A 13,706-nucleotide genomic window follows, 5' to 3' on the forward strand; every position below is an offset into this window, starting at 1 on the left:
AAAAAACTAAAATATAGTATGGATAATGTAAGCAGGTATAGTGTAGTAAAGGCAGGTTTGTTGTTGATTTGCTTTAGTATAGCAACCAGAGGGGTTAGCCAGATAGTAACAAAAGTAACCGACCCGGTGGATTGGGTAAACCCATTAATGGGCACCGACTCTAAACCGGATCTTTCCAATGGCAATACTTATCCCGCCATTTCTGTTCCATGGGGTATGAACTATTGGGTGCCTCAAACGGGTATGATGGGCGACGGATGGCAGTATACTTATGGGGCAGATAAGATCCGCGGCTTTAAACAAACACATCAGCCATCACCCTGGATGAACGATTATGGACAATTTTCCATTATGCCTGTAACCGGTAAATTAAAGTTTAACCAGAACGACAGGGCAAGTTGGTTTTCTCATAAAGCGGAAATTGTGAAGCCCTATTACTACAGCGTTTACCTCGCTGATGCGGATGTAACAACAGAAATAACGCCAACAGAAAGGGCAGCCCAATTCAGGTTTACCTATCCGCAAACGGATAGTGCTTTTATTGTGGTAGATGCGTTTAATAAAGGATCGTACATCAAAATAATTCCTTCTGAGAGAAAAATAATTGGTTACACAACCCGCAACAGCGGAGGTGTTCCGCAGAATTTTAAAAATTATTTTGTGGTGATTTTTGATAAGGAATTTTCTATCGCACAATCGTGGCGGGATGGTAACCTGGTAAAAGATACACTGGAGTTAACGGCCAATCATGCCGGTGCCATCATCGGTTTTAAAACCCGCAAAGGTGAAAAAGTACATGTAAAAGTGGCTTCTTCATTTATCAGTTTTGAACAGGCGCAACAAAACCTTACCCACGAATTAGACAAGGATTCTTTTGATGCTACCAAACAAAAAGCCCGCGATATATGGAACAAACAGATGGGCAGGCTGATTGCAGAAGGCGGCACGGTTGACCAAACAAGAACTTTTTACAGCTGTCTTTACCGCACCATGCAATTTCCACAAAAACAATACGAAGTAGATGCGTCAGGAAAGATTGTTCATTATAGTCCTTACAACGGTGCAACCTTGCCGGGGTATTTGTATGCCGGCACTGGTTTCTGGGATACTTTCCGGGCGCTGTATCCGTTTTTGAATTTGGTATTTCCATCTGTAAATAAAGAGATGCAGGAAGGCCTGATCAACAGTTATAAAGAAGGTGGCTTTTTACCGGAATGGTCAAGCCCCGGCTACCGCAATGTGATGGTGGGTAACAACTCCGCTTCTATTGTGGCCGATGCTTATGTAAAAGGTTTGCGTGGCTATGATATTAATACCTTGTATGAGGCGCTGTTGCATGGCGCGGAGAATGAAGGTCCGCAAGGCACAGGCCGCACGGGTGTTAAATATTACAACGAACTGGGTTATGTTCCATACGATGTAAAGATCAACGAAAACGCCGCCCGTACACTTGAATATGCCTTTGATGATTTTAGTATTTATCAGCTGGCAAAAGCATTGAAACGCCCGCAAAGCGAAATTGACCTGTTTGCAAAACGCAGCCAGAATTTTAATAATCTTTTTGATAAAGAAACCAACCTGATGCGTGGTAAAAACAAGGATGGCGCGTTCGAAAAACCTTTCAGTCCGTTTAAATGGGGCGATGCATTTACAGAAGGCAACAGCTGGCATTACAGCTGGAGCGTTTTTCATGATATTGAAAGATTGAAAACACTGATGGGCGGAAAGGAATCTTTTATAAAGATGCTGGATTCTGTTTTTGTAATGCCACCGGTTTTTGATGACAGTTATTACGGCGGCACCATTCATGAAATCCGCGAAATGCAGATCATGAATATGGGACAATATGCGCACGGCAATCAACCCATACAGCACTTTATCTATTTATACAATTACGCAGGCCAGCCCTGGAAAACGCAATACTGGATAAGAGAGTCGCTGAATAAACTGTACAAGCCTACACCTGATGGTTATTGTGGTGATGAAGACAATGGTCAAACCTCCGCCTGGTATGTATTCTCCGCTATGGGTTTTTATCCTGTTTGTCCGGGTACCGACCAGTATGTATTGGGAGCACCCTTATTTAAAAAACTGTCTGTAAAATTAGAGAACGGCAAACTGTTACAGATCAATGCACCAGCCAACAGCGAACAAAATTTGTATGTACAGAGCCTGCAGTTAAATGGAAAAGCAATTGACCAAAACTGGCTGAATCATTTCGATTTACAGAAGGGCGGAACGCTGCAGTTTTTGATGAGCGCTGCGCCAAATAAACAAAGAGGAATTAAGGATGCAGATGCACCCTATTCTTTTTCAAAAGACAAAAAATAACCAGCTGACTAGCCGGGCAAACAAGCCAAATGCATGCAATAAAATTTTCGGAAAAGATAATCATTGACGGGAATGCAGTAGCAATTTTTGACTTTACCCAGGATTACCGCAAACGGCTGCAATGGGATACCTTTTTAAAAAAGGCGGATCTGATAGAAGGCGCGGAGCACGCGGATAAAGGAGCGCGGGCATTTTGCGTAGCTAAAAACGGCATCGGTATGGTGACGGAATATATTACATTTAACAGGCCTCTGGCGACAGCCATTAAAATGACCCGGGGGCCTTTTCTATTTGCATCCTTCCTGGGATCCTGGACCTTCAGGAAAATAAGTGATAACAAAACGGAGGTGATATTTTTATATTCCTTTTCACTCCGGTTCCCTTTCAATTTGGCAACAATTTTAATAAAACGTAACTTACAAAACAACGTGAAACAGCGGTTGGTTGATTTGAAAAGAAATGTGGAAATTGAACGATCTCAGATATCTGGTTTGTAAAGTCTTCAAGTTGCAATAGCTTTCATTAGCTTCGGGGTTAATGTCTGACTTTAAAATCGAATATTAAAATTAAGGCAGACTTGGTTAATAGAAAGGAAACCTTAAGGGTATATTAGTGTTATTATTGACAAATGATTGCTTTATTAAACGCCACCGCCGGTACGCCATACCGGCCACTGAACAGTTGATTTATTTGAGTTGAATTATATTGACGAATAAAAGATTGAATTGTAAAAGTAAGCTGTATGAAATTTAAAATACTGGGCGTATTTGCCTTATTAATTATAACTGTTTTCGGCTGGCTGGCCTGTATGAATAATAACAGCAGCATTGCCGGAACAATGCCGGATAAAGTGAGTTACAACTTTCATATCCGCCCTATCTTATCTGATAAATGTTTTAAATGTCATGGTCCGGATGTAAATAAAAGAGAAGCTGGTTTGCGGCTTGATATTCCTGACTCTGCATTTAAGCCTTTGAAAGAAACCAAAGGCGCTTTTGCATTTGTTCCGTTTAAGCCGGAAGAATCAGAAGTGTACAAACGCATCTCCAGTTTGGATACCGGTTACCAGATGCCAACACCCTCTTCTCACCTCGGTGTTTTATCAGCCCATGAAATTGCCCTTTTTAAAAAATGGATCAGCGAAGGTGCCAAATACGAGCCGCACTGGGCTTTTGTAAAACCTGTTAAGGCGCCGGTTCCTGCAGTCAAAAATAAAGAAGTTGTAAAAAATGAAATTGACAATTTTATAATTGCCAAACAGGAAGCGGCAGGCGTTTCCATGAATGAAGAAGCAGATAAAGAAAGGTTATTAAAAAGACTGTCATTGGATTTAACGGGCTTACCACCGACAGAAAAAATGATGGATGATTTTATGGCCAATAAAAATCCCAATGCGTATGATGTGCTGATAGATACTTTATTGAACCGGCCTGAATACGGAGAAAAAATGGCGGTACACTGGTTGGATATCGCACGCTACGCAGACAGCTATGGTTACCAGGATGATAATGTAAGAACACAGTGGGCCTGGAGGGATTGGGTGATTCATGCCTTTAATGAAAACCTTCCCTACAATACATTTCTTACCTGGCAAATAGCGGGTGATATGTTGCCCAAAGCCAATAAGGAAGAAGTATTGGCTACCGCATTTTTCCGCAACCATAAATACACGGAAGAGGGAGGAGTTGTGCCGGAAGAATACCGCATCAGCTATATTCTGGATAAAACCAAAACCTACACCAAAGGCATTTTAGGTTTAACAGCAGAGTGCGCCCAGTGCCACGATCATAAATACGATCCCATTTCTCAAAAAGAATATTACGAGTTATTTGCCTTTTTTAATAACACGAAAGAGGTAGGCTACGAAGGCGATGTATCGGTTTCAAAGCCTGCAAAAAATCCTATTTTAAATATCAGCGATTCAGAGGCTAGAAGCGTGCTCACGTTTATCAATAAAAAAGATACGGGTGCCATGACAGTGTCTGTGATGGGCGAACGGGATACCATGCGTAAAACATATATCCTCAACCGCGGTGTGTACGATCAGCCAACAATAGAAGTAATGCCTTCTGCAATAAAAGCGGTGATGCCTTTTGATACAGTGGCTACACCACGTAACCGCCTCGGCCTGGCAGCCTGGACGGTGAGCCAGAACAATCCGCTTACGGCAAGGGTTTTTGTAAATCATATCTGGCAGGAAATTTTTGGTCGTGGTATTGTAAAAACAGCAGGTGATTTCGGTATGCAGGGCGAACTGCCCACACACCCGGAATTGCTCGACTGGCTGTCGGTAGATTTTATGGAACATGGCTGGGATGTAAAGCGACTCGTCAAGCAAATTGTATCATCTGCGACCTACCGACAGTCAGGCAAAGTAAAAGATGAAAACTATAAAAAAGATCCTGAAAATATCTGGCTTAGCCGTGCACCCCGCATGAAAGTAAAAGCAGAATTTGTACGGGACATTATACTCGCCAGCAGTGGCTTGCTGGTAGATAAAATCGGCGGCCCAAGTGTTAAACCATATCAAACAAAAGGCCTGTGGGAAATGGCAAGTTCAGGCAGGGGAGAGCTGGCCACTTACAAGCAGGATAAAGGTGAAGCGCTGTACCGGCGAGGTATGTATACGTTTATAAAATTAACTGTTCCACCGCCCAGCATGATTTTATTCGATGCCAGTAACCGTGACCAGTGCGAAGTAAAACGTACCCAAACCAATACGCCTCTGCAGGCATTGATGATGATGAATGATCCCACCGTACTGGAAGCTTCAAGGGTATTTGCACAAAAGCTGATGGAAGAAAAATCATTACCGGAAGAAAAGATAAAAAAAGCGTTTCACCGTATCATTTGCAGAACAGCTGGTACCAAAGAAATGGACATCCTGAAATCTTATTTCGATGACCAGTTGAAACAATTTCAGCAGAAGCAACTGAATGCAAACACCACTTTAAATGCCGGTGAATATCCGCAGGATAAAAATGTGGAAGCCAATACAACGGCTGCATTGATGAAGACAATCAGTATGATGTACAATATGGAAGAGGCCATTATAAAAACATAAGTTATGGATAAACGAATTCTGGAACACGGGCTGGGTATGAACCGGCGTAAGTTTCTGTCAAGAATGAGCTTAGGCATTGGTAGTGTAGCATTGGGATCGTTGTTGATACCGGATTTATTCGGTGCCAAAAGCGATGAAGAAATGTTGCTGGCCGGCCTGCCCAATTTTGCGCCCAAGGCAAAAAGGATCATCTATCTTTTTCAGAATGGAGCACCTTCCCAACTGGATTTGTTTGATTACAAACCGAAGCTGAACGAAATGTTTGGCCAGGATCTTCCTGCGTCCATCCGCATGGGCCAGCGTCTTACCGGTATGACGGCAGACCAGAAGAAATTTCCTTTGGCTGGTACCGCTTTCAGGTTCGACCAATACGGTGAAGCCAAGGCATGGATCAGTGAATTGTTGCCTTATACTTCTAAGGTGGTGGATGATTTGTGTTTTGTAAAAAGCATGCATACCGAAGCCATTAATCATGATCCGGCGCTTACCTTTTTTCAAACCGGCGCACAGGTGGGCAACCGCCCCAGCATGGGCTCATGGCTTAGTTACGGGTTGGGTAGTGAGAATAAAAACCTGCCTGCATTTTGTGTACTGTTGTCCAAAGGCAAAGGCAATGGCCAGGGTGTTTATTCAAAATTATGGAGCAATGGATTTTTAGATTCTGTTCACCAGGGCGTGCAGTTTAGCAGCGGCGATAACCCGGTGTTGTATCTTAACAATCCTGAAAGTATTGATAAGGCAGACAGAAGAAAGATGCTGGATAAGCTGGAGGAACTGAATGCGCAAACATTCCAGGAATCCGGCGACCCCGAGATCAATGCCAAAGTACAGCAATACGAAATGGCTTACCGCATGCAAACAGCGGTGCCTGAAATTACAGACGTTAGCAAGGAACCTGAAGATATTGTAAAACTATACGGTCCGGATTGCCTGATACCCGGCACCTATGCCGCCAATTGTTTGCTGGCAAGAAAGCTGTCGGAGAGCGGTGTTCGCTTTGTGCAATTGTATCACCAGGGCTGGGATAGCCACGGTGGTTTACCCAACGAAATCAAGGGACAGTGTATGGATACCGACCAGGCTTCGGCAGCATTGATTACCGATTTAAAACAACGGGGCCTCCTTGACGAAACACTCATTATCTGGGGCGGTGAATTTGGCCGCACGAATTACTGCCAGGGCAAACTGGAAAAATTAAATTACGGCCGCGATCATCATCCCAGGTGCTTTACCATCTGGATGGCAGGCGGTGGCGTAAAGCCCGGCGTATACGGCGAAACAGATGAGTTTGGATATAACGTAATCAAAGATCCGGTGCATGTAAATGATTTTCATGCCACGGTATTGCACCTGATGGGTATTGATCATGAAAAGCTAACCTTTAAACATTTGGGCAGAAGATACCGGTTAACGGATGTGGCTGGTAATGTGGTCAAGGGGATCGTGGCGTAGCACTTCGCTCACTCCCGGTCGGCACCGAAGGTCAGACCGGAGAATTTAGCTCGCGGACGGAGGTTGGGGATAACATAACCCCGACGGCGGCTTTCAGCCCCGTCGGCGGTTGAGAAGGGAGCAGCTGAGATCGTGAATACGTGAAAAGACATTTGGATTGAAAGCTAAAAGCTTAATTCAATATTACTCAACAACCGCCGTCAGGGTTTTTAACCGCTGACGGGGTTGGTAAAGATTGCTTAATAAAATTAACCTCATAAAAATAACCCATATGCACCGCAGAACATTTATCAGGAACTCTTCTATTGCCGCAGCCGGACTTATCATGCAGCCGTCACAGGCTTTTTATGATGATCCTGTGCTTGGCCAGGGCAACAAACGCTATCGCCTCAACAACCATTGGAGCCAGGCGGATGTGGCACGCAACCCGGTAAATGATTGCCATGAAATGGTGCAGGACAGCAAAGGCCGGATCATTTTGCTAACCAACGAAATAAAAAACAATGTGCTTATTTATGATAAAGGCGGCAAATTATTAAATACCTGGGGAAGCGAATATCCAGGGGCGCACGGGCTTACGATCTTCAATGAAAATGGAACGGAAGTATTGTTTATCTGCGACAACAATCGTCACCAGGTAATTAAAACCACGCTGGATGGAAGGGTACTGCTCACGCTGAATTATCCCAAAGAAACAGGACAATATACCAAGGCGGAAGAATACATTCCAACAGAGACTGCCATTGCTGCCAATGGCGATATTTATGTAGCCGATGGATATGGAAAAGATTTCATCATCCGCTACGATGCAAGCGGGCGCTACATCAGCCATTTTGGTGGCAGAGGCGATGAACCGAAACATTTACTAAATGCACATGGCGTTTGCATTGATAACAGGGATGCGAAAAAACCTTGCCTGTTGGTGACTTCCCGTCAGCAAAATGCCTTTAAGAGATATACTTTCAATGGCGAATATATTGATACCATTCCACTACCTGGTGCATGGGTTTGCCGGCCGGTGATCAAAGGAGAATATTTATACTCTGCCGTGTTGCAAAGCAATTCTAGTCTCTGGAAACAATCCGGCTTCGTAACGATACTGGACAAAAATTTTAAGGTTGTATCTAACCTTGGCGGCAGCGAGCCGATGTATGTTGACAACAAACTACAGGAGATGAAACAGGCCACCAAATATTTTGATTATCCTCATGATGTATGTATAGACGATGAAGAAAATTTGTACATCGCACAATGGAATTCCGGTAAAGTGTATCCCTATAAATTATCCCCGGTTGTATAACAATCGTTTTCTTTTTTGATGTAAAAATAACTGCCAAAAGCAGTGGGGCATTGTATTGTAAGAAGAATAAAATTGAATAAAAAATATGCAGCGGTGGAAAACCATTTTGTACAATACCAGTTTTGCATTCAATTGCCTGCTGGTATTTTTATTAATTTTTGAGAAAGGATTGATTGTTCCGCCGTGGGTACAAACCATCGGCCGCATGCATCCCCTGCTGTTGCATTTTCCCATCGTGTTGTTCCTGCTATGCATTTTTTGGGAGGTGGTTGCCCGCTTAAAAAAATCATCCTCAACTGAACAGGAGTCCATCGGCGATGGCCTGTTATTGCTGGCTTCCATCACTTCTGTCATCAGTGCATTGATGGGATTATTACTGTCAAAAGAAAACGGTTACACACAGGAAGTAGTCGCCTGGCATAAATGGGGCGGTATCATCGTTTCATTATTATCACTCGGCTGGTATGCTTTCCGTAGCAGCGTAAGACGCAGCAAAGCCATACTGGTAATGGCTTCCGTAGTTGGTGTTGCATCTGTTATTATTACCGGTCACCTCGGTGCAGACATAACCCACGGAGATAACTTTATACTGGCGCCGGTTTCAAAAGACCAGGAGCAAGCCCCCGTTTTATTTGAAGACGCCTTTGTGTATGCCAACATGGTACAGCCTATTTTTAAAGCCAAATGTGTCAGTTGTCACAATCCGCAAAAAGCAAAAGGCGAACTGGTGATGGCATCATTTTCGGCATTAAAAAAAGGTGGTAAGGATGGCGCATTATGGGATTTGACGCAACCGGATCTGGGATTGTTGATGAACCGGATCCACTTACCGGAAGAAAATAAAAAGCACATGCCACCCCTTGGCAAGCCGCAGCTTACGGGTGATGAGATCAGCATTTTATACCACTGGTTAAAAATGGGTGCCAACGACACGGCCAAAGTCGCGGCACTACCGGCAACGGATACACTCCGCACGCTGGCCACGGCTTTATTCAATACAATAGAAACGGACGACTATACTTTTAAGCCTGCCGATGAAAGCAAAATAAAAGAGTTGCGGAATAATTACCGGTTGGTTGCACCATTGGCTTTGGGCTCACCTGCATTGGGTGTACAGTTTTTTGGTGCTGCCCAATTTAAGCCGGAGCAACTTAAAGAGTTGCTGGCGGTAAAAGAACAGATCGTTACGCTTAACTTAAATAAAATGCCTGTGCAGGATGATGATCTTGCCACCATTGCGCAATTCACCAACCTCCGTAAACTTAATTTATCATTCACTAATATTAAAGGAACTGGTTTAAAAGCACTGAATGCGCTTAAAGAATTAAAACAGTTATCGTTGTCCGGTACAAGTATCAATGCAGCCAGCTTAAATGTATTGACGGCTTTACCAAAGCTAAGCCAGCTGTACATTTGGAGCACACCGGCACAGTCTGAAAATTTAGCAGCAATTGAAAAGCAATTTAAAAATACCAAAATAGAAACGGGCTTTACAGGTGATACCATTGTTATAAAATTAAACAAGCCAATGGTTGAAAATGAAGAACAGGTGCTGTTACAACCTACGCCTTTGAAACTAAAACACTTTGTAAGAGGTGTTACCATCCGGTACACAACAGATGGTAAAGACCCCGATAGTATTTCATCACCTGTTTATAAAGGAGATGTAATGCTCGATAAAAATATTACCGTAAAAGCAAAGGCTTATAAAACAGGATGGATCAGCAGTGATGTAGTAGAGAAAACTTTTTACAAAGCCGGCTTTAAAATTGATTCGATTCGTTTTATACAAGCTTCGGCGGATGTGCCTTATAAATCAATGCCGGCTACAATTTTGTCTGATGCGCAAAAAGGTGATCTGAACCAGGGAAGCGGCAAATGGATCGGCTACCGCGGTGCACCGATGCAAGCAGTTTTATATTTCGATACACTCAGAACTATTTCGTCGGTTACGGTTAGCAGTTTGATTAACATCGATGGCTATATCATGCCGCCCCAACAGCTGGAAGTCTGGGCTGGCAATGATCTGGCTCATCTCCGGTTATTGAAAAAAATAAATCCAACGCAGCCGGATAAGGCGGCACCTGCTTATTTAAAAGGGTACGACCTGGCATTTGAAGCGGTGAAAGAAAAGTACATAAAAGTGGTGGTTGTACCTGTTGCAAAACTACCGCTCTGGCATCGGGGAAAGGGTGATAAGGGATGGATTTTTGTGGATGAGATTTTTTTAAATTAAGTGAGCATAGGATTAGGTCTTTAGTTTGAAAAGCTTTTATTCTTTGTGTTAAACTGGCAGAAAAAGAAGACTCTTCAATCGTTCTTCGAGTTGAAAACAGTAACTGGATAAGCCGCCTCTTTTGCTACTGTTCCGGCTTGCCGGAATTTGAAAAATGCGCAGCATATTTTTTGAAAGAAGCAAAAGCAGCGGCGTTCCAGTTACACAGCCCGCCGGCTGAGGAGGCGACTATTCAAATAGAAAAGATCTTTGTATTTATTTGAAGTGTTTAACTTTCCAGGCCACGATACGACTCGTTACACTGCAGGGATTGGTGCTGTTACTACTTCTAGCTGAACGGCATGAATTAAAGAAAAAAAATCGTCATTCATTTCATAAAATAGTTCTTAAAAATAAATATACTGCATGAAAAAATTATTACCACTGGCTTGTTGTATGCTATTGATACTGGTATCATCTTTTACAAATGAAACCAGCGCACAAACAAAACCATCCCTCAGCAATGAAACACCTGCGCAAAAAATAAAACGCATGCAATGGTGGACAGATGCCCGTTTCGGCATGTTTATTCACTGGGGTTTGTATGCATTGCCTGCCAGGCATGAGTGGGTGAAGAACCAGGAACGCATTACCAACGAAACCTACCAAAAATATTTTGATGAGTTTAATCCCGATCTTTTTGAACCCAAAAAATGGGCGAAGGAAGCAAAAGCAGCGGGTATGAAATATGCCGTACTCACCACCAAGCATCATGAAGGATTTTGTTTATTCGACAGCAAATACACCGATTACAAAGCCACCAAAACTGCCGCCAAAAGAGACCTCGTAAAAGAGTATGTGGATGCTTTTAGAGCCGAAGGAATAAAGATTGGTTTTTATTATTCATTGATCGACTGGCATCATCCTGATTTTCCGATTGACAAAGTACACCCGCAACGGCCGCTTACTGACAGCGATACCGCTTATGCAAGATTGAACAAGGGAAGAGACATGGCGAAGTACCGCACTTACCTCTACAACCAGGTAACCGAACTGTTATCAAATTATGGTAAGATTGATATCCTTTGGCTTGATTTTTCTTATCCTGAAAAATATGGCAAGGGCAAAAACGACTGGAACTCTGTAGCGCTGATAAAGCAAATAAGAAAACTGCAACCAGGCATTATTGTAGACAACCGGCTCGACCTGGGCGATTATGCTGATGGCGAAGACTTTGATACACCCGAACAGGTAAGCCCCGAAGAGCTCGCAAAATACAAAGGCAAAACATGGGAAACCTGCCAGACATTTTCCGGGTCATGGGGTTATTACCGTGATGAAAATTCATGGAAAACTCACCGGCAATTACTTGATCTGTTGATCAGTTCCACCAGCAATGGCGGCAACCTGATTTTAAATGTTGGTCCAACTGCCAGGGGCGAATTTGATTACCGTGCCAACAACGCACTGGACAGTCTTTCGCATTGGATGCATGCCAACAACAAATCTATTTACTATTGCAGCTTTGCGCCTGACACTTACCAGGTTCCTTCAAATGATAAGCTCACCTACAATGCAGCTGCAAAGCGCCTGTACGTGCATTTGTTTGAGTATCCTGCTGATGGTAAATTGTTGTTACCGGGTTACAAAGGCAAAATAAAATATGCCCAGTTTTTGCATGACAATTCGGAGCTGAAGATGATGGAACAAGGCAATGATATCCTGTTAACATTACCTGAAAAAAAGCCTGTCTATGAAATTCCGGTGGTGGAATTAACTGTGAATTGATTGACTGATTTTATTCTCAAAGTACATTTCAAGGTTTTATTTATCTAAATTACAAAGCGACAGCGTTACATTTCAAATACTGCCGTCATAATAAAATATTCTTCAGCTATGCTAACAGCAGGACCACAGGGAAACAAAAAGCGAATGCTTGAAACGATTTGTTTAGCTGTTGTTCTTTCAATGCTCTCTTGCTCCTTGCAAGCGCAGCAATTGGCGCCGGGCATTAAAACTTCCAAACCGGTTATTGATGGTTTTATGGACAAGCGTTTTGGCATGTTCATACATTTTGGCCCGGTAAGTTTACGTGGTACAGAGATTGGCTGGAGCCGCGGAAGTGAAGTAGCCACAGAAGAATATGATAACCTCTATAAAGAATTTAACCCGGTATTATTTAATGCAGATCAATGGGTAAAAGCTGCGAAAGATGCCGGAATGAAATACATCACCATCACTGCCAAACACCATGATGGCTTTTGCGAATGGCCTACTGCGGCTTCTGATTACAACATCATGCATACGCCTTTCAAAAAAGATATTGTTGGTGCGCTTGCTGCGGCTTGTAAAAAACAGGGCATTGCCTTTTGTATTTATTTCACGGTGTTAGACTGGCACGACGCGGATTACCCGGTGCACAGTCCGCACGATTCTACCAAAAATGTACCCGGTAATATGCCCCGCTTTGTTGGTACAATTAAGAAAGAATTAAAGGAACTGATTTCACAATACAAGCCCTATATGCTCTGGTTTGATGGCAACTGGGAAAAGCCGTGGACAAAGGAATATGCAGTGGATGTTTACCAGTACATCAAAAGTCTTGATAAAAACGTAATCATCAACAACCGGTTGGGCAAAGGAGAGCACATTGCTTTTTCATCAGAGTCGGTAGGCGATTATCTTACCCCCGAACAAAAAGTGGGCGCATTGAATATGGACGATCCATGAGAAAGCTGTATCACCATTTGTAACCAATGGGCATGGAAACCAAATGATGAAATGAAGTCGCTGAGGCAATGTTTGCAGACACTGATCAAAACCGCTGGCGGCAATGGTAACCTGCTTTTTAATGTTGGTCCGATGATGGATGGCAGGATGGAAGCCAGGCAGGTAAACCGTTTGAAGGAGATGGGCAACTGGTTGAAAAAATATGGCGAGTCCATTTATGGTACAAAGGGTGGCCCTTATTATCCCAACGAAACATATGCTGCCACAAGAAAGGGTAACACTATTTACCTGCATATTTTTGAAAGGAAAGCAGCCACACTGGAACTGCCGCCTTTACCCGGAGTGAAAATTCTGAAAGCGCATTTCATGAATGGACCCGCAGTCATTGTTAGGCAGGAAACAGCTTCGCCCATCATCATTGATTTACCTAATGCATTACCCGACGCCGTAAGTTCAGTTATAATGCTGGAGTTGGATAAAAATGCGGAACAAATACCGGTGATAAAAGTGAATGGTCAGTAGTGAGTGGTGAATGGCGAGTGGTGCATAGTCAATTGTGAATGGTGAATAGTGAATACCGGGTGGAGACGCTAAATGCTAACGCTGACCATTGT

Annotated in this window: 7 protein-coding genes and 1 pseudogene; all 8 read left to right on the plus strand. The window is 43.2% G+C overall.

What is annotated here, in order from left to right:
• Window positions 1–18: 18 nt before the first annotated feature.
• The 8 genes and pseudogenes from JWR61_RS05645 (at window position 19) to JWR61_RS05680 (ending at window position 13,614) form a co-directional block, all read left to right on the plus strand.
• Window positions 19–2,331 carry a GH92 family glycosyl hydrolase gene (locus JWR61_RS05645; RefSeq protein ID WP_301926865.1) on the plus strand — a complete coding sequence of 771 codons (2,313 nt, stop codon included), beginning with the start codon at window positions 19–21 and terminating at the stop codon, window positions 2,329–2,331.
• A gap of 29 nt (window positions 2,332–2,360) precedes the next feature.
• Entirely contained in the window at window positions 2,361–2,828 is a 468-nt protein-coding gene (locus tag JWR61_RS05650; RefSeq protein WP_301926866.1) for an SRPBCC family protein, read from the plus strand.
• Between the two features lie 245 nt (window positions 2,829–3,073).
• Window positions 3,074–5,395, plus strand: coding sequence for a PSD1 and planctomycete cytochrome C domain-containing protein (locus JWR61_RS05655; RefSeq protein WP_301926867.1), 2,322 nt, complete (start codon window positions 3,074–3,076; stop codon window positions 5,393–5,395).
• Between the two features lie 3 nt (window positions 5,396–5,398).
• Window positions 5,399–6,847 carry a DUF1501 domain-containing protein gene (locus JWR61_RS05660; RefSeq protein WP_301926868.1) on the plus strand — a complete coding sequence of 483 codons (1,449 nt, stop codon included), beginning with the start codon at window positions 5,399–5,401 and terminating at the stop codon, window positions 6,845–6,847.
• 271 nt (window positions 6,848–7,118) lie between these two features.
• The gene (locus tag JWR61_RS05665; RefSeq protein ID WP_301926869.1) at window positions 7,119–8,147 is read left to right on the plus strand and encodes a 6-bladed beta-propeller; all 1,029 of its coding nucleotides are present in this window, start codon (window positions 7,119–7,121) and stop codon (window positions 8,145–8,147) included.
• A gap of 85 nt (window positions 8,148–8,232) precedes the next feature.
• Window positions 8,233–10,383: an FN3 associated domain-containing protein gene (locus JWR61_RS05670; RefSeq protein WP_301926870.1), complete on the plus strand. Its 2,151-nt coding sequence runs from the start codon at window positions 8,233–8,235 to the stop codon at window positions 10,381–10,383.
• Window positions 10,384–10,788: 405 nt separating this feature from the next.
• The gene (locus JWR61_RS05675; protein WP_301926871.1) at window positions 10,789–12,150 is read left to right on the plus strand and encodes an alpha-L-fucosidase; all 1,362 of its coding nucleotides are present in this window, start codon (window positions 10,789–10,791) and stop codon (window positions 12,148–12,150) included.
• A gap of 180 nt (window positions 12,151–12,330) precedes the next feature.
• Window positions 12,331–13,614 (plus strand): annotated as a pseudogene (locus JWR61_RS05680) (alpha-L-fucosidase).
• Window positions 13,615–13,706: the final 92 nt, after the last annotated feature.

The organism is Ferruginibacter sp. (genome assembly GCF_028288465.1).
In the GTDB taxonomy this organism is placed as follows: domain Bacteria; phylum Bacteroidota; class Bacteroidia; order Chitinophagales; family Chitinophagaceae; genus Ferruginibacter.